Origin of the sequence: Stenotrophomonas cyclobalanopsidis (assembly GCF_008710035.1) — a bacterium.
GTDB classification, from domain to species: domain Bacteria; phylum Pseudomonadota; class Gammaproteobacteria; order Xanthomonadales; family Xanthomonadaceae; genus Stenotrophomonas; species Stenotrophomonas cyclobalanopsidis.
Genome location: NZ_VYKI01000013.1, coordinates 68109 through 84574 on the forward strand (window position 1 = coordinate 68109; position 16466 = coordinate 84574).

Consider the following 16466-nt stretch of genomic DNA (forward strand, 5'->3'; position numbering starts at 1 on the left):
GTCAGGAGACCTGCGTTTCGCCCGGCGACAGGGTCAGCACGTCCACGCCGGTCTCGGTGACCGCGATCATGTGCTCCCACTGCGCCGACAGCTTGCGGTCCTTGGTCACCACGGTCCAGCCGTCCGGCAGCACCTTGTTGTAGCGGGTGCCCTCGTTGATCATCGGCTCGATGGTGAAGGTCATGCCCGGCTGCAGCACCAGGCCCTGGCCCGGGCGGCCGTAATGCACTACCTGCGGCTCATCGTGGTAGACCTTGCCGATGCCGTGGCCGCAGTACTCGCGCACCACGCTGAAACGCTCGCCCTCGGCATAGCTCTGGATGGCATGGCCGATGTCGCCCAGGGTCGCGCCCGGACGCACCGCCCGGATGCCGCGCCACATGGCTTCATAGGTGGCTTCCACCAGGCGGCGGGCCATCACCGACGGCGTGCCGACGAAGTACATGCGGCTGGTATCGCCGTGCCAGCCGTCCTTGATGACGGTGACGTCGATGTTGATGATGTCGCCGTCCTTCAGCACCTTCCCTTCGCTGGGGATGCCGTGGCAGATGACATTATTGACCGAAGTGCACACGCTCTTGGGGAAGCCGCGGTAGCCGACATTGGCGGGCGTGGCGCCCTGCACGTTCACTATGTGGTCGTGGCAGATGCGGTCCAGCTCCTCGGTGGTGACACCGGGCTTGACGTGGGGGGTGACGATGTCGAGCACTTCGCTGGCCAGGCGGCCGGCGATGCGCATCGCCTCGATTTCCTGCGGGGTTTTCAGATTCACGCTCATGGCAGCCATTATCGCCGATCCAGCCGCAATCTGAACGAACCAGACCCAACTGGCGGCGGAGGCGATGCGCGTTTCCGGCAAGGTCCAAAAAAATGTGACCCAACACGCGCTTTATCCGTTTCAATTATCACTGAATACAGACACTTAGCGTCCCTAGGCTGAACGGGACCGTCGTCAATGCGGCTCAGAACCTGCCACTCCGTCCTGTTCAACAGACCTTCGGGTCAGGGAGGTTGTCCATGCGATCTGCAGTGCGTTCCCCGCTTACCTGGGCCGTGGCCCTGCTCCTGGCCGGCCCCGCAACGGCTGCCGACACCACGACGTTCAACGTCACCCTGATCGTCACCAAGGCCTGCACGATCACCGCAGCCGCGGCCACCAACGTCGACTTCGGCACGGCCGCGTCGACCACCACCACCCCGACCCTGGGCCAGGGCTCGGTCACCGCGCAGTGCTCTGCACTGACCCCGTACACGATCTCGCTCAATGCCGGCGCCAATGCGGGCACCGCCAACGACGTGACCACCCGACGGATGAAGAACACCAATGCCGCGGTGACGGCCAACAACTATGTCGGCTACCAGCTGTACCAGGACGCGGCGCGCACCCTGGTGTGGGGCGCCACTTCGGGCACCAACACCCAGGCCGGTATCGGCACGGGCCTGGCAGTTCCCTACCAGGTGTATGGCCAGATCACCAACCTGAGCACCAACAACGCCGCGGCCGGTAATTACCTGGACACGGTCACCGCAACGATCACCTATTGATGGGGTGGCATCGGATGGCCCTTCCCCGCCCGTGGCTCGCCACCGGGGTGGCGCTGCTGCTCGGCCTCGTTCTGTCGGCTGTCGCGGCGGCGGCCACCAGCATGCAGGTGGCGCCCACCAGCCTGCAGATGGACCCACGCCAGCGCGCCGCCGAACTGTGGCTGACCAATAGTGGTGCGTCACCGGTGAAGGTGCAGGTGCGGGTATTCCGCTGGAGCCAGCAGGACGGCGAGGAGCAGCTGGTGCCCACCACCGACCTGATGGCCACCCCGCCGATGCACGAAATGGCGGCCGGCCAGCAACAGCTGATCCGGGTGATGCGTACCGACCCGCAGCCCCCCGCCAGCCAGCAGTACTACCGCCTGATCGTCGACGAGGTGCCGGACCTGGCCACCCGCGCCGAAGGCATGCAGTTCGTCCTCCGTTATTCCATCCCGGTGTTCATCCAGCCCGGCGGTGGCGACACGCTGGCCCCGCAGCTGCAGGCGCAGCTGGTGCGCCTGGACGATGGCCGCAACGGAGTGGAAATCCGCAACAGCGGCAACAGCTATGCGCAGATCGCCGACCTGGCGTTGGGCAGCGCCAAGCGGCCGCGCATCATCCACCCGGGGCTGCTCGGCTACGTGCTGCCCGGCCAGGTGATGCGCTGGCCGCTGGAACGCACGGCGATCGACCGCGACAACGACGAGATCACGGCCAAGCTCAATGGCGAGTCCGCGCAGACACCGCTATCGCCCCCACCGGCTCGCTGAGGCCCTGGTGAGCGCGCTGCTGGGTGCAGCCCTGGCTCCCGCGGCAACGCTTGCCGCCGATGTCTCCGAGGTGTCGGCCGATGCCATCCTGCCGGCACCGACCCCGCTCACCGCCACCCAGACCCTGTACCTGGACGTGCTGCTGAACAGCACGCCGCGCGGGCTGCTGCCCTTCGTCGAAGACCGTGGCCGCCTGCAGGCCAGCCCGGAGGTGCTGCGCCAGCTCGGCTTCAACGCCACCGGCCAGGCGCCGGTTTTCCTGGAGCAGCTCAATGGCGTGGCGGTGCACTATGACGCCGGCCTGCAGACCCTCGCACTGGACGTGCCATTGGACCAGCTGACCCTGCCGACCACCGTGCTCAGCCGCCCGCAGGTGACTGCGCCCAGCGGCAAGGCCTCGCCCGGTTTGCTGTTCAACTATGACGTGTACGGCAGCCGTGTCGACGACCTGGCGAACCTGAGCGTGGCCTCGGAACTGCGCATCTTCGGGTTCGGCGACGGTACGTTCGGGAACACCGCCATCAGCCGCCGCTACCAGCAGGCCGAGGATCGCCCCTGGCGCAGCGAGAGCGTGCGCCTGGACACGCGCTGGACCCTGGATTTCCCCGAACAGGCGCTGACCCTGGAAGCGGGTGATTTCTACAGCAGCTACGTCGACTGGTCACGGCCGGTGCGCCTGGGCGGCATCCAGATCGGCCGCAACTATGGGTTGCAGCCTTACCGCGTGCTGACCCCGACCCCGTCATTCCTCGGCCAGGCCGTGGTGCCCTCCACCGTCGAGCTCTACGTGGACGGCCTGCGCCAGTACAGCGGCCAGGTCCCGATCGGTCCGTTCCAGCTGGCCGCGCAGCCGGGCATCAGCGGCACCGGCTGCGCGCAGGTGGTGGTGACCGATGCGTTCGGCCGCATGCAGACCCTGGACTTCAGCTTCTACGGCACCCAGCAGCTGCTGGCCAAGGGCCTGTCGGACTGGTCGCTGGGCGTGGGCCGGCTGCGCGAGCAGTTCGGCGAGCGCTCCTTCGCCTACGACGACCGTACCGTGGCCAGCGCCAGCTGGCGCGGCGGCATCAGCGACCGCTTCACCGGCGAGGCCCATGCCGAGGGCGGCGCCGGCCTGGCCGAGGCGGGCCTGGGCGGCTGGTGGCAGCTGAGCAGCGCCGGCGTGGTCAACCTGGCCTACGCACACAGCCGCTACCAGGGCCTGCAGGGCGGGCAATGGGCGGTGGGCTACAGCTGGAACAACCGCCGTTTCAACTTCAACCTGCGCAGCGTGCGCAGCCACGGCGATTTCCGCGACCTGGGCGCGCTGCAGGACAACCTGCCACCCAGCATCAGCGAGCAGGCCACCGTCGGCGTGGACCTGCTGAATCTGGGCACGCTCAGCGCCACCTACCTGCGGCTGCGCTACCCCGAAGGCGACGACAACCGCTATGCCAGCCTGTTCTGGTCACGCAGCTGGAGCCCGCGCTGGTCGGCCTACCTGTCGGTCAACCAGAACCTGGACAGATCCCAGGACCGCAGCATCTACCTGTCACTGACCGCCAGCCTGGGCAACAACCGCCAGGCCAGCGTGTACAGCCAGCGCAACGGCGAGACCCAGAGCTGGGTGGCCGATGTCACCCAGCCGGTGCCCGGCGATGGCAGCGCCAGCGGCATCGGCTGGCGCGCCCAGGTCCGCCAGGGCGAGGACGGCACCGGCGGCCTGGCCGAGGTCGGCATCCTCAACGACGTCGGCCGCTATTCGTTCGGTGCATCACGCCAGGGCGGGCTGAACTTCGCCTATGCCAACGCCAGTGGCAGCCTGGTGTGGATGGACGGGCATACCTTCGCCACGCGCGAAGTCTCCGATGCCTTCGCGGTAGTCAGCACCAGCGGCGTCGGCGGCGTGCCGGTGCGGCTGGAAAACCGGCTGATCGGCGTGACCGACGACCGCGGCCTGCTGCTGGTCAGCCCGCTGCTGTCCTGGCAGCGCAACCGCGTCTCGATCGACACCCTGGACCTGCCGGCGGACATGCGCGCCGACCGCATCGAGGACTGGGTCACGCCGCGCCAGCGGGCCGGTACCGGGGTGACCTTCAAGCTGCGCGCACGGCCGTCGGTGACGCTGATCCTGCAGGACCTGCAGGGCCAACCGCTGGAGGCCGGCAGCGAGGTCCGGCTGCCGGATGGCCGCCAGGCCACGGTGGGCTACGACGGCCTGCTGTACCTGGAAGACGTCAGCCCCGGCACCACGCTGTACGTCACCACCAGCAGCGGCCAGTGCCGTTCCCGCGTGCCGGAGCAGCCGCAGGTGGTGGCCAGCGGCGCGCAGCCGCGCCCTGCTGCCCTGCAATGCATGCCGGAGACCGGGCCATGACCGCCCGCCATCTGCTGCTGGTCCTGCTGATGCTGGCCGGCCTGGCGGTGGCAGCGCCGACCCGGGCCGCCGCGACCTGCGTGGCGACCGCCAACCCGACCCTGCCGTTCGGCACCATCACCAGCCTAGAGGCTGGCCCCACCACCGCCACGCTGAACATCACCGTCACCTGCACCACAGCCGCGCTGAGCCTGCTGGCCACCACCGGCGTGAGGGTCTGCGTGGGCATTGGCCCCGGCACCGGCGGCAGCAACTCCGCCTGGCGGACGATGACCACCGGCAGCGCCGACACCATGAATTTCCAGCTCTACAACACCCCGAGCCTCAGCCAGGTCACCGGTCTGGTGCCGCGCGGCACGCCCCCGGCGCAGGAACTGACCATGAGCTACAACGTACCCGTGCTGACCGGCGGCAGTGGCGCGCAGAGCACCAGCCTGACGGCGCAGATCCCGGCCAACCAGGGGCTGGCCTCGGGCGCCTACAGCAGCGCTTTCAGCGGTGCCAGCGTGGTTCTCACCTGGGCCTGGAACGAAGTCCTGCTCGGCACCGCCACGGTGCCGGCCACGTGCGATGGCGGCGCCACCGGCACCGCCACGGCCAGCGCGGCCTTCAGCTTCACCGCCACCGCCAACGTGCTGCCGCTGTGTGGCAGCTACGTCACCACCGACATGAACTTCGGCAACGTCACCGGCGGCATCCAGGCCAACATCGACCAGACCGCCACCCTGACCCTGACCTGCCTGAAGAACACCGCCTACCAGGTCAGCCTCGACAACGGCCAGAACAATCCCATCGCCACCAGCACGCGGCGGATGAGCACGACCATCGGTGGCAGCAGGTACTACCTGGGCTACGAGCTATACCGCGATGCCGCGCGCAGCCAGCGCTGGGGCAACGCCCTCACCGTGGACACCGTTAGCGGCACCGGCACCGGCACCGCGCAGCAGCTGACCATCTACGGCCGCGTGCCGCCGGTGACCGGACAGCCGCCGCCCGGCACCTACAACGACCGCATCACGGTGACCATCACCTATTGAGCCCGCCCCCCTGGACCGCGCTTTTCGTAGCGTCGAGCTTGCTCGACTGCGCCCTTTGTAGAGTCGAGCCATGCTCGACTGCGCCTTTTTCAGTAGACGCTACAGATCCGCCGATCGCAGCCGATACCGCGCTCAGGGATTTCCAGCAGGGCAGACGGCCGGTGGTACGTGCGCTATCGATGACAGCCATGCTGGCAGCCAGCATGACCGCCCGGGCCGAGCCGTCGACCACCGCCCTGCAGATCCGTCTGGTGGTGGTCGAGGGCTGCGCCATCGCGCCCGGCACGACCGCCCCCTGCCCGGTCCCCGCGCAGTACAGCGAGCCCCGGCCCTGCCCGCGCAGGTCCGTGAGCTGGCGCCGCCGACCGGGGACGAAGGCGCCCCCCTGCTGCCCGAACCACCCACGGTCTACTACTGATGCCCAGGCGCTGGCTGCCCGGCCTTCTGGCCCTGCTGCTGGCCCTGCCGGCGGCGGCACTGGAGCTGGTGCCGACCACCCTGCAGCTGCCCGCGGCCGGCGGCCGTACCGAACTGTGGCTGCACAACCCCGGCCCGGCGCCCTGGCGCGGGCGCCTGCAGATCTGGGCCTGGGACCAGCAGACCGGTGCCGAACGGCTGCAGCGCAGCGAGCAGGTCCTGGCCAGCCCCACCCTGATCGACCTGCCCGCCGGCGCCCGCCAGCGGGTCTGGCTGCTGCCACGCACGCCCGCACCGCTCGCCGCCGAACAGGCCTACCGGGTGCTGCTGACCCCCGATGACCGCCGGCAGCCCCGCTATTCCCTGCCACTGTTCCGCGGCGGTGATCCCGCCGGCGCGCCGGCCCGGCTCTGGGTGGAGACGGCCGGCGATGCGGCGCAGCCCGAGCTGAGACTGCATAATGAGGGGCTCCGCCACGCCCGCCTCAGCGACCTCGTGTACGAGGACGCACAGGGCGAGCCGCACGTGCTGCTGCCGGGTCTCGCCGGGTATGTACTCGCCGACCGGGAGCGCCATTGGCAGCTGCCGGCCCGTGCCGACGCCTACCGCGGTGGCCGTTTCCGGGCCCGCCTGCAGGATGGAGAGGTGCAGGCCCTGCCTGCGCCCAGACCCGCAATTGCAGCGGACGCCGCCGCCGGGCTATAATCTCCGGGATGTCCTGCCGCCCTGTGCGCGGAACACCGTCCACGCCGTACGTCATCGGCGAATCCACACTTGTTGCCCCCATCCGTGCCGGGGTGCTCCGCAAGGAGTTCGGCCACGGAGGCAACAGGGAAGCCCAACCCCGGAACCATCAGCGCTTCCACGCGTCCCGCATACCTGTCCCGCGGGCGGAATCGCCGGTTCCCCATCAGGAGTATTGCAATGCCCCAGGTCACCATGCGTCAGATGCTGGAAGCCGGCGTCCACTTCGGCCACCAGACCCGCTACTGGAACCCCAAGATGGCTCCGTACATCTTCGGCGCCCGCGGCAAGATCCACATCATCAACCTGGAAAAGACCGTCCCGCTGTTCAACGACGCGATGAACTTCATCTCGTCGGTTGCCCAGAAGCGCGGCACCGTCCTGTTCCTGGGCACCAAGCGCAGCGCCCGCGAAACCATCCGTGAAGAAGCCGAGCGTTGCGGCATGCCGTTCATGAACCAGCGTTGGCTGGGCGGCACCCTGACCAACTTCCGCACCGTCAAGCAGTCGGTTGCCCGCCTGAAGGAACTGGAAGCCGGTGAATCCGACGGCACCTTCGAGAAGCTGGTCAAGCACGAAGTGCTGGGCCTGCGTCGCGAGCGCGACAAGCTGGAAGCCTCGCTGGGCGGCATCAAGGACATGAACCGTCTGCCGGACGCCATCTTCGTGATCGACATCGGCCACGAAGACATCGCGATCAAGGAAGCCAAGAAGCTGGGCATCCCGGTCATCGCCGTGGTCGACACCAACTACAACCCGGAACTGGTCGACTATGCGATCCCGGGCAACGACGACGCCATCCGCGCTGTGCAGCTGTACGCCCGCGCCGCTGCCGACGCCGTGCTGGAAGGCAAGGCTGCTGCTCCGCACGCTGCTTCGGTGCGTGAAGAAGACTTCGCCGACGCCGCTGCTGCCGAAGAAGGCAAGCCGGCCCGTCGCGCACCGGCCAAGAAGGCTGCTGCTGACAAGGGCGAAGCCCAGGCCTGATCCAGGCCCCCGGTGGGCGCCCTGCGCCCACCTGTCCTGACCGCTGCCACTGGCGCGGCGACCGGACACTGTCACACGGGCCGGCCACCATGCCGGCCCAACCCCTTTCTTTCGTGAGGTAATCCCGTGGAAATCACTGCTTCCCTGGTCAAGGAACTGCGCGAGCGCACCGGCGCCGGCATGATGGAATGCAAGAAGGCGCTGACCGAAGCCGGCGGCGACATCAACGCCGCTGCTGAAGCCCTGCGCAAGTCGGGCGCCGCCAAGGCCGACAAGAAGGCTGACCGCGTGGCCGCTGAAGGCCGTCTGGGCCTGGCCCAGGACGGCGGCAAGGCCGTGCTGGTCGAGATCAACTCGGAAACCGACTTCGTTGCCAACGACGTCAACTTCAAGAACTTCGTCGACTCCGTCGCCGCTGCCGCCCTGGCATCGGGCGCCGCTGACGCCGAAGCCCTGAAGACCGCCAAGCTGGCCTCCGGCGAAACCGTCGAAGAAGCCCGCGCCACCGCGATCCAGAAGCTGGGTGAAAACATCCAGATCCGTCGCCTGGTCAAGGTCGACACCACCGGTAACGTCGGTGCCTACGTCCACACCAACGGCAAGGTCGGCGTGCTGGTTGACCTGATCGGCGGCGACGTCGAGCTGGCCCGCGGCCTGGCCATGCACGTGGCCGCACTGAAGCCGCCGCACAACAAGGCTGCCGATGTGCCGGCCGAGTTCGTGGAAAAGGAAAAGGAAATCGAACTGGCCAAGATGTCCGAGAAGGACAAGTCCAAGCCGGCCGACATCCTGGAAAAGATCATCGCCGGCAAGATCAACAAGATCGTCAGCGAAGTGACCCTGTACGGCCAGACCTACGTGCTGGGCGACACCACCGTCGAGCAGGTGGTCAAGGCCGCCGGCGCCGACGTGGCTGGCTTCCAGCTGCTGGTCGTGGGCGAAGGCATCGAGAAGGTGGTTGAAGACTACGCCGCCGAAGTTGCCAAGGCGATGCAGGTCTGATTCCAGCCCACCGGCTGCGAAACGACCAGAAGGAGCCGCGGGAAACCGCGGCTTTTTTTGTGCCCGTGGGCCGGTAAACCTGTAGGTGCGCACCCTTGGTGCGCACTCTCTCCCCGGTAGGCGCGCACCCTTGGTGCGCACTCTCTCCCCGGTAGGTGCGCACCGTTGGTGCGCACAGCCAAAACAAGGATCTTTGCGTTATCCGCCATTCAAGCCGATACTCGACACAGGGGAATACGCAATCGCATAACAGGAACAGAAGTCGCAGACTGTGATGTATCCCTAGGTATTCTTGTCCTAATGGAATTGAACGATCCGACATGCCTCCTGAGCTGACTGCTGCCCTGGCGCTGTGCCGCAACCTGCCCTCGCCTCCCGGTATTGCCCTGCGCATCATCGAACTGGCCCAGGACCCGGAAGCGGACATCGCCACCGCCGCCGACATCATCGCCATCGACATGGCGCTGAGCGCTCGCATGCTGCGCATCGCCAACTCGCCGCTGTATGCCAGCCGGCGCCGGATCGAGAACCTCGGCCAGGCACTGACCATGCTCGGCCTCAACGCCACGATCAGCCTGGCGCTGGGCTTCACCGTCACCCAGGGCCTGACCGGCGGCGGCGGCGCCGACCACGACCTGCGCCAGCGCGCCTGGAAGCGCAGCATCCTCAGCGCCCTGGCCGCCAGCCAGCTGGGCCAGGCCCGCGGCCTGCGCCGGCTGGAAGAGCTGATGCTGGCCGGCCTGCTGCAGGACATGGGCGTGCTGTGCCTGGCCCAGGCCGAATCCGAGCGCTACCTGCCCCTGCTGCGCGAAGCCGGCGGCAACCTGGACCTGCTTGCCCGCGAGCGCGAGGAACTCGGCTGCACCCACGCCGACGTCGGCGCCTGGGTGGCCGAACAGTGGGGCCTGCCGCGCTACCTGGTGGACAGCATCCGCCTGAGCGAGTCCGAGCCCGCCACCGACAACACCTTCCAGGCCTGCGTACAGCTCTCAGGCGCGGTTGCCGACATCTGGCTGGACGAGGATGCCGACGGCGCGCGCGAACGCGCCCTGCACGAGGCCCACGAGCGCCTGCAGCTGGACAGCGCGCGCTTCGACCAGGTGCTGGCGCGCATCAGCGACGCGCTGCCGGACATCGCCAGCCTGTTCGAGACCGGCCTGAGCTCACCCTCCCGCGTGCGCGAACTGATCGACCACGCGCAGGAACTGACCACGCTGCGCAACCTGCGCGAAATGCAGGATGCCGAGCAGGCGCGCCGCCGCGCCGACGAATTCGAGGCACGGGCCAAGCGCCTGGCCGACCAGGCCCACCGCGACGCACTCACCGGCGTGCTCAACCGCCGCCAGCTGGAAACCGTGCTCGACCAGGAGTTCCAGCGCGCCGGCCGGCAGGGCTGGCCGCTGTCGGTGGCCTTCATCGATCTGGACGACTTCAAGAAGATCAACGATGCCCACGGCCACCTGACCGGTGACGAGGTGCTGCGCGTGTTCGCCAGCAAGCTGCAGGGCCAGCTGCGCAACAGCGATACCGTGGCCCGCTTCGGTGGCGAGGAATTCGTGGCACTGCTGCCCAACACCAGCGAAGCGACGGCCCTGGACGTCATCCGCCGCGTGCTGGCCAGCATCGTCTCCACCCCGATGGTCGAGCTGGAGGGCGGGCCGCTGTTCGTGACCTTCTCCGCCGGCGTGGCCACCCAGGGCGGTTACGAGCGCTTTGCCGGCGTGCAGGACCTGCTGCGGGCGGCCGATGACGTGCTGTACCGCTCCAAGAACCTGGGCCGTAACCGCGTCATCGCGCGCTCGCCCGGCGAACTGGGGCATGATGAGCTGTCTGCCACCGCAGGCGCCGAACTGGGCTGAACCCTCTGCCCCGGCTGAACGGGGCAGTGCGGCCTTCTGCGCCGCAGTGCACAAAATGCTTTGGCCGCGCGCCGCATGCGCGTAGAATTCCCCGCGATTTCCACGCTCACGAGGTCCATATGTCCAAGCTCGCCTATCGCCGCATCCTTCTGAAACTGTCCGGGGAGGCGCTGATGGGAGATGAGGACTACGGCATCGACCCGAAGATCATCAACCGCCTGGCCCGTGAAGTGATCGAGGCCCAGCAGGCGGGCGCCGAAGTAGCGCTGGTGATCGGCGGCGGCAACATCTTCCGCGGCGCCGGCCTGGCCGCAGGCGGCATGGACCGCGTCACCGGCGACCAGATGGGCATGCTGGCCACGGTCATCAACGCCCTGGCCATGCAGGATGCGCTGGAGAAGCTCGGCGCCAAGGCCCGCGTGATGAGCGCCATCAAGATCAACGACGTGTGCGAGGACTACATCCGCCGCCGCGCCATCCGCCACCTGGAAAAGGGCCGCCTGGTGATCTTCGCCGCCGGCGTCGGCAGCCCGTTCTTCACCACCGACTCGGGCGCTGCCCTGCGCGCGATCGAGATCGGCGCGGACCTGCTGCTGAAGGCAACCAAGGTCGATGGCGTGTACGACAAGGACCCGAACAAGCACAGCGATGCGGTCCGCTTCGACAGCCTGAGCTACGACGAAGTGATCCGCCGCGGCCTGGAAGTCATGGATACCGCGGCCTTCGCCCTGGCCCGTGACAGCGACCTGCCGATGCGCGTGTTCGACATGGGCCAGCCCGGCGAGCTGCTGAAGATCCTCGGCGGCGCCAACATCGGCACCCTGGTCCAGGGCCGCGATCCGGCCTGAGCCTGAGCGGCAGGCGTGCTGCGGGCCGATCCAGGCCCGTCAGCGTCCCGTATTCGCCTATAATCGCCCGATTCCAGTTACATCCAGGACCCGGGCGATGCTCAACGACATCAAGAACAACGCGCAGACGCGCATGGCCAAGAGCATCGACGCTCTGAAGCACACCCTCACCTCGATCCGCACCGGGCGTGCCACTCCCGCCCTGCTGGACCGCGTCACGGTCAATGCCTACGGCAACGCCAGCACCCCGCTGAACCAGGTCGCGTCGATCTCCAACGCCGATGCCCACTCGCTGCTGGTCACGCCCTTCGACAAGAGCATGATCAAGGAAATCGAGAAGGGCCTGTACAACCACGAGTTCACCCCGAACACGCTGGGCGCGGCCATCCGCATCAACATGCCGCCGCCGACCGAAGAGCGCCGCAAGGAGCTGGCCAAGCAGGTGCAGAAGGAAGGCGAAGGCGCCAAGATCGCCATCCGCAACATCCGCCAGGACGCGAACAAGGAAGTGGCCAAGCTGGTCAAGGACAAGGCGATCAGCGAAGACGAGAAGAAGCGCGGCGAAGACGACATCCAGAAGCTGACTGACAGCAGCATCAAGGACGTCGACAAGGTCGTCGCCGACAAGGAAAAGGAACTGTTGTCGGTCTGAAGTCGATGCCTTCAGTCCCGCCTCCGTTGCCGGCCGCCCTGCCCCGCCACGTCGCCATCATCATGGATGGCAACGGGCGCTGGGCACAGCAGCGCCGCCGCCCGCGCGTGATCGGCCACCGTGCCGGCGCGCGCGCGGTCAACCGCACCATCGACCGTTGCCTTGAACTGGGCATTCCGGCCCTGACCCTGTTCGCGTTCTCCAGCGAGAACTGGGGCCGCCCGCAGGAAGAAGTCGATGCCCTGATGAAGCTGTTCCTCGGCGCGCTCGACCGCGAAGTGGACGAGCTGCATCGCCGTGGCGTGCGCGTGCGCTTCATCGGCGAACGCGAGCGCTTCGGCGCCGGGCTGGTCAGCCGCATGCAGCTGGCCGAACAGCGCACCGCCGACAACACCACGCTGACCCTGTCGATCGCCGCCAGCTACGGTGGCCGCCAGGACATCGCCCGCGCCGCCCGTGCGCTGGCCGCGGAAGTGGCTGCCGGCCGCCTTCTGCCCGAGCAGATCGACGAATCGCTGCTGGGCCGCCAGGTCGCCCTGGCCGACCTGCCGCCGCCGGACCTGTTCATCCGCACCGGTGGCGATACCCGCATCAGCAACTTCCTGCTGTGGCAGCTGGCGTATACCGAGCTGTGGTTCACCGAGGCACTGTGGCCGGACTTTGATTCCGGGCAGCTGCAGGAGGCGCTGGACGCCTACGCCAGCCGTGAACGCCGCTTCGGCCTGACCAGCGCCCAGATCGCCGCCCTGGCCACCGAGACGCCCAGCCCATGACCAAGACCCGAGTTCTCGCCGCGCTGATCATGGCGCCGGTGGCCATTGCCGCGATCCTGCTGCTGCCTACCCAGTGGCTGGCCGCCGCCGCCGCCGCCGTATTCCTGATCGGCCTGTGGGAATGGCTGAAGCTGGCCGGCATCGAAGACACCCTGCCCCGTACCGTGCTGCTGGTGCTGAACCTGCTGCTGATGGTGCTGATGGTCTGGGCCGATGGCAGTTCGCTGGTGCTGTTCCAGCTGGCGACCCTGGTCGGCGTGGCGTGGTGGCTGGGCGCCCTGGTCTGGCTGCGCTTCTTCACCTTCGGCGCGCAGCCGGGCAGTCCCGCCCGCATCCTCAAGCTTCTGGCCGGCACCCTCGCCATCGTCCCGGCCTGGGCCTCGCTGGTGCTGATCCATGCCGGCGGCGATCCGCCGGGCCACAACGGCCACCTGTGGCTGCTGGCCGCGCTGGCGCTGGTGTGGGCCGCCGATTCGGGCGCCTATTTCGCCGGCCGCCACTTCGGCAGGCACAAGCTGGCCCCGCGCATCAGCCCCAACAAGACCTGGGAAGGCCTGTTCGGCGGCCTGCTGGCCGGTGTCGCCGTGGCCGCCGGCCTGGGCTGGCTGGCCGGCGTGGATGTCGCGCACCTGCCGGGCCTGCTGGTCACTTCGGTGGTGGCGGTGTTCGCCTCGGTGCTGGGCGACCTTTATGAAAGCCTGATCAAGCGCCATGCCGGCGCCAAGGATTCGGGCCACCTCATTCCTGGCCACGGCGGCGTGCTGGACCGCGTCGACGGTGTGCTGGCTGCCCTGCCGGTGTTCGCGCTGGGCAAGGAAATCTTCGGATTCTGACCATGGATGATGTTGCAGACCTGCGCCGGGTCGCCGTATTCGGCGCCACCGGCTCGATTGGCGCCTCCACGCTGGACGTGATCGCCCGCCACCCGCAGCGCTACCAGGCCACCGTGCTCGCTGCCGGCCGCCAGGTGCAGGCGCTGCTGGCGCTGTGCCGCCAGCACCGGCCCGCGCACGCGGTCATCGCCGACGAGAGCCTGTACGCCGAGCTGCGCGACGGCCTGCGCGACGCCGGCCTGGCCACCGAGGCCCACGCCGGCGCTGCCGCACTGGACCAGCTGGCCGCCAGCGATGCCTGCGACACCGTGGTGGCCGCCATCGTCGGTGCGGCCGGGCTGTCCTCGACCCTGGCGGCGGCCGCCGCCGGCAAGCGCATCCTGCTGGCCAACAAGGAATCGCTGGTGCTGGCCGGCGAGCTGCTGACCCGCACCGCCGAGCATGCCGGCGCCGAGATCATCCCGATCGACAGCGAGCACAGCGCGATCTTCCAGTGCCTGCGCTCGCGCGATGCCAGCCTGGACGGGGCCGGCGTGCGCCGGATCCTCCTGACCGCCTCGGGCGGCCCGTTCCGTGGCCGCAGCCGCGCCGAACTGGAGCAGGTGACCCCAGCCCAGGCCGTTGCCCACCCGAAGTGGTCCATGGGCCCGAAGATCTCGGTCGATTCGGCGACGTTGATGAACAAAGGCCTGGAAGTGATCGAGGCGCACCACCTGTTCAAGGTGCCCGGAGAGCGCATCGAGGTGCTGGTCCACCCGCAGAGCCTGGTCCATTCGCTGGTCGAGTTCGTCGACGGCTCGACCCTGGCCCAGCTGGGCCTGCCGGACATGCGCACCACCCTGGCCGTGGGCCTGGGCTGGCCGCAGCGCATCGAATCGGGCGTGTCCGGGCTGGACCTGCTGGCCCAGGGCCGGCTCGATTTCGAAGCCCCGGACACCGAGGCCTTCCCCTGCCTGGCCCTGGCCTGGCAGGCGATGCAGGCCGGCGGCACCGCTCCGGCCGTGCTGAACGCGGCCAATGAAGAGGCTGTTTCAGCGTTTCTTCAGGGCCGGATCGGTTTCCTGAGCATTCCCGCACTGGTTGCTAACGCTCTTTCAACACTGCCGACCGAAGCAGCCGATACACTGGACGGCCTGTTGTCCGCCGACCAGCGGGCCCGCCAGTTGACCCTGAACGCCATCGACGCCGCCTGAACGCCACGCCCATACCGCATGACGCCGCTGCCATTGCCCGCCACCGTGAGCCTGCATGACTGACTTCATCGGATCGGTCTGGTGGATGATCGTCAGCCTCGGGCTGCTGGTCACCTTCCACGAATTCGGGCACTACGCGGTGGGCCGCCTCTGCGGGGTGAAGGTGCTGCGCTTCTCGGTCGGCTTCGGCCGCCCGCTGTGGTCGCGCCGCGACAAGCACGGCACCGAGTTCGCCATCGCCGCTCTGCCGCTGGGCGGCTATGTGAAGTTCCTCGACGAGCGCGAGGTCGAGGTCCACCCGCATGAGCGCGGGCAGGCCTTCAACCACAAGACCGTCTGGCAGCGCATCGCGATCGTTGCCGCCGGCCCCATCGCCAACCTGCTGCTGTGCATCCTGCTGCTGTGGGCGATGTTCGTGATCGGCAAGCAGGATTATTCGGCCACCATCGGCCGCACCAACGGCATCGCCGCCAGCGCCGGCCTGGCCAGCGGCGACCGCGTGCTGCGCGTGGACGACCGCGACGTGGTCACCCTGGGCGATGCCAGCATGGCCCTGACCGCGGCGGCGATGGACCGGCGTGACGTGACCCTGGAGGTGCTGGACGGCAGTGACCAGGTGCGCAAGCGCACGCTGCCGCTGTCGCAGCTGCCGGCCGGCTTCGATGAACGCCGTGTGCCGAGCCTGGCCGGCCTGCAGTGGCAGGCATCGCTGCAACCGGCGCAGGTGGACAGCCTGACCGCCGATTCGGCCGTGGCCGGCCTGCTGCAGCCGGGTGACCTGATCGTGGCCATCGACGGCCAGCGCATCGACGGCGCGGACCAGGTCAGCGCGCAGATCCAGGAACTGGGCCGCCGTGGTGGCCCGGGCATGATCGAAGTGCTGCGCGGTGGCGAGCGCCTGGCGCTGGAAGTGACCCCGCGCGCGGGCAAGGACGGCCAGGGCAAGCCGGTCTGGCAGATCGGCGTGGGCTTCTCCGGCGCCTTCAGCCCCGCCTACGACACCCTGATGCGCTACGGGCCGCTCGATGCGGTGACCGTGGCCGTGCGCGAGACCGGCCGCCTGGCCTCCGATTCGCTGGGCATGATGGCCCGTATCGTCACCGGCAAAGCCTCGCTGCAGAACGTTTCCGGCCCGGTCACCATCGCCCGCGTGGCCAATGTTTCGGCCAAACGCGGCCTCGATTGGTTCCTGCAGTTCCTTGCCCTGCTGTCGCTCAGCCTGTGCATCATCAACCTGCTGCCGATTCCCATCTTGGACGGCGGGCACCTGCTGTATTACCTTATCGAGTTGGTCAAGGGCAGCCCGCTGAGCGAGCGTGCCATCGCCGCAGGTCAGTACATCGGCCTTGCATTGCTGGCCGGGCTGATGGGGCTGGCGTTCTACAACGACATCCTCGGCCTGGTCCCGCGATGAACTTTTCCACGTTTTTGGCGTCTACAGCGCCGGCATCCCGTACCAATGAAATCG

General features: G+C 68.3%; 15 protein-coding genes. 14 read left to right on the plus strand and 1 reads right to left on the minus strand.

The window, feature by feature from the left end; genetic code table 11:
• Position 1 precedes the first annotated feature (1 nt).
• The gene (gene map / locus FJU31_RS11725; RefSeq protein WP_150454899.1) at positions 2–787 is read right to left on the minus strand and encodes a type I methionyl aminopeptidase; all 786 of its coding nucleotides are present in this window, start codon (positions 785–787) and stop codon (positions 2–4) included.
• 230 nt (positions 788–1017) lie between these two features.
• On the opposite strand from map, the gene FJU31_RS11730 reads away from it, so the two are divergent.
• The 14 genes from FJU31_RS11730 (at position 1018) to rseP (ending at position 16412) form a co-directional block, all read left to right on the plus strand.
• Entirely contained in the window at positions 1018–1545 is a 528-nt protein-coding gene (locus tag FJU31_RS11730) for a Csu type fimbrial protein (RefSeq protein ID WP_150454900.1), read from the plus strand.
• 14 nt (positions 1546–1559) lie between these two features.
• Positions 1560–2297, plus strand: a complete 738-nt coding sequence (locus tag FJU31_RS11735; RefSeq protein ID WP_425473696.1) for a fimbrial biogenesis chaperone — start codon at positions 1560–1562, stop codon at positions 2295–2297.
• Positions 2251–4653, plus strand: a complete 2403-nt coding sequence (locus FJU31_RS11740) for a fimbria/pilus outer membrane usher protein (protein ID WP_150454902.1) — start codon at positions 2251–2253, stop codon at positions 4651–4653. Before FJU31_RS11735 ends, FJU31_RS11740 begins: the two co-directional genes overlap by 47 nt.
• On the plus strand, positions 4650–5690 hold the full coding sequence (locus FJU31_RS11745; protein ID WP_150454903.1) for a Csu type fimbrial protein: 1041 nt from the start codon (positions 4650–4652) through the stop codon (positions 5688–5690). Before FJU31_RS11740 ends, FJU31_RS11745 begins: the two co-directional genes overlap by 4 nt.
• A gap of 417 nt (positions 5691–6107) precedes the next feature.
• Positions 6108–6812: a fimbrial biogenesis chaperone gene (locus tag FJU31_RS11750; RefSeq protein ID WP_150454904.1), complete on the plus strand. Its 705-nt coding sequence runs from the start codon at positions 6108–6110 to the stop codon at positions 6810–6812.
• 219 nt (positions 6813–7031) lie between these two features.
• The gene (rpsB, locus tag FJU31_RS11755; protein ID WP_150454905.1) at positions 7032–7838 is read left to right on the plus strand and encodes a 30S ribosomal protein S2; all 807 of its coding nucleotides are present in this window, start codon (positions 7032–7034) and stop codon (positions 7836–7838) included.
• A gap of 126 nt (positions 7839–7964) precedes the next feature.
• Entirely contained in the window at positions 7965–8840 is an 876-nt protein-coding gene (gene tsf, locus FJU31_RS11760; RefSeq protein WP_150454906.1) for a translation elongation factor Ts, read from the plus strand.
• Positions 8841–9160: 320 nt separating this feature from the next.
• On the plus strand, positions 9161–10699 hold the full coding sequence (locus FJU31_RS11765; RefSeq protein ID WP_150454907.1) for a sensor domain-containing diguanylate cyclase: 1539 nt from the start codon (positions 9161–9163) through the stop codon (positions 10697–10699).
• Positions 10700–10818: 119 nt separating this feature from the next.
• Complete coding sequence (gene pyrH / locus FJU31_RS11770; RefSeq protein ID WP_079221256.1) at positions 10819–11547, plus strand: UMP kinase; 729 nt, start codon at positions 10819–10821, stop codon at positions 11545–11547.
• A gap of 97 nt (positions 11548–11644) precedes the next feature.
• The gene (frr, locus tag FJU31_RS11775) at positions 11645–12199 is read left to right on the plus strand and encodes a ribosome recycling factor (RefSeq protein WP_108768305.1); all 555 of its coding nucleotides are present in this window, start codon (positions 11645–11647) and stop codon (positions 12197–12199) included.
• Between the two features lie 5 nt (positions 12200–12204).
• Positions 12205–12972 carry a polyprenyl diphosphate synthase gene (gene uppS, locus FJU31_RS11780; protein ID WP_150454908.1) on the plus strand — a complete coding sequence of 256 codons (768 nt, stop codon included), beginning with the start codon at positions 12205–12207 and terminating at the stop codon, positions 12970–12972.
• Entirely contained in the window at positions 12969–13805 is an 837-nt protein-coding gene (locus tag FJU31_RS11785; RefSeq protein ID WP_150454909.1) for a phosphatidate cytidylyltransferase, read from the plus strand. Before uppS ends, FJU31_RS11785 begins: the two co-directional genes overlap by 4 nt.
• 2 nt (positions 13806–13807) lie before the next feature.
• Positions 13808–14998, plus strand: a complete 1191-nt coding sequence (locus tag FJU31_RS11790; RefSeq protein WP_150454910.1) for a 1-deoxy-D-xylulose-5-phosphate reductoisomerase — start codon at positions 13808–13810, stop codon at positions 14996–14998.
• A gap of 55 nt (positions 14999–15053) precedes the next feature.
• On the plus strand, positions 15054–16412 hold the full coding sequence (gene rseP / locus FJU31_RS11795; RefSeq protein ID WP_150454911.1) for an RIP metalloprotease RseP: 1359 nt from the start codon (positions 15054–15056) through the stop codon (positions 16410–16412).
• Positions 16413–16466 lie beyond the last annotated feature (54 nt).

Coding starts and splice junctions, on each gene's coding strand:
- map (WP_150454899.1), bottom strand. CDS start 787: ATGGCTGCCATGAGCGTGAATCTGAAAACCCCGCAGGAAATCGAGGCG.
- FJU31_RS11730 (WP_150454900.1), top strand. CDS start 1,018: ATGCGATCTGCAGTGCGTTCCCCGCTTACCTGGGCCGTGGCCCTGCTC.
- FJU31_RS11735 (WP_425473696.1), top strand. CDS start 1,560: ATGGCCCTTCCCCGCCCGTGGCTCGCCACCGGGGTGGCGCTGCTGCTC.
- FJU31_RS11740 (WP_150454902.1), top strand. CDS start 2,251: ATGGCGAGTCCGCGCAGACACCGCTATCGCCCCCACCGGCTCGCTGAG.
- FJU31_RS11745 (WP_150454903.1), top strand. CDS start 4,650: ATGACCGCCCGCCATCTGCTGCTGGTCCTGCTGATGCTGGCCGGCCTG.
- FJU31_RS11750 (WP_150454904.1), top strand. CDS start 6,108: ATGCCCAGGCGCTGGCTGCCCGGCCTTCTGGCCCTGCTGCTGGCCCTG.
- rpsB (WP_150454905.1), top strand. CDS start 7,032: ATGCCCCAGGTCACCATGCGTCAGATGCTGGAAGCCGGCGTCCACTTC.
- FJU31_RS11765 (WP_150454907.1), top strand. CDS start 9,161: ATGCCTCCTGAGCTGACTGCTGCCCTGGCGCTGTGCCGCAACCTGCCC.
- pyrH (WP_079221256.1), top strand. CDS start 10,819: ATGTCCAAGCTCGCCTATCGCCGCATCCTTCTGAAACTGTCCGGGGAG.
- frr (WP_108768305.1), top strand. CDS start 11,645: ATGCTCAACGACATCAAGAACAACGCGCAGACGCGCATGGCCAAGAGC.
- uppS (WP_150454908.1), top strand. CDS start 12,205: ATGCCTTCAGTCCCGCCTCCGTTGCCGGCCGCCCTGCCCCGCCACGTC.
- FJU31_RS11785 (WP_150454909.1), top strand. CDS start 12,969: ATGACCAAGACCCGAGTTCTCGCCGCGCTGATCATGGCGCCGGTGGCC.
- FJU31_RS11790 (WP_150454910.1), top strand. CDS start 13,808: ATGGATGATGTTGCAGACCTGCGCCGGGTCGCCGTATTCGGCGCCACC.
- rseP (WP_150454911.1), top strand. CDS start 15,054: ATGACTGACTTCATCGGATCGGTCTGGTGGATGATCGTCAGCCTCGGG.